Below are 431 nucleotides of genomic sequence, written 5' to 3' on the forward strand. Positions count from 1 at the left end.
CAAAAACTTACATATGAAAAGAAAGTGATTTGATACATTCACTGGATTTTGTAAATTTAGTAAGGTTTAGTTACATCATTAAAAGAAGCTTATGTTAACTTATAAATAATTTATAGAGATAAAACGGCGGAGATTCGTGTACATGAAGTTAAAAAACGTCTTTGAGATGATGCTACCTATTCTCCTATGTGCTCTGCCAATCGCGGCGAAGTCGCAAGGAGATTTGAGCGCTGGTAAATCAACGCAAACGAAAGAAGAGTCAATGGATACAAAATTTCATGCGCCATACCCATTTACTGCCCAAGAACTATGGGCAAATTTGCTGACAATTGCAGCGAAATTCCCTGAGAGTGCATCTAGAGAAAACGTTGAAAAAATGTGGGGAATAAAAATGGTTCAGGCTATCGGGACAATAAATTCTCGCACTGAGT

At 37.1% G+C, this 431-nt stretch carries 1 protein-coding gene; it reads left to right on the top strand.

Going from position 1 to position 431, the window contains the following annotated elements; genetic code table 11:
* Positions 1 to 142 precede the first annotated feature (142 nt).
* A partial coding sequence (locus tag QN395_RS21460; RefSeq protein WP_323493152.1) for a hypothetical protein occupies positions 143 to 431 on the top strand: 289 nt, incomplete at its 3' end.

Source organism: Undibacterium sp. RTI2.2 (assembly GCF_035018705.1).
Classification (GTDB): Bacteria; Pseudomonadota; Gammaproteobacteria; order Burkholderiales; family Burkholderiaceae_D; genus Undibacterium.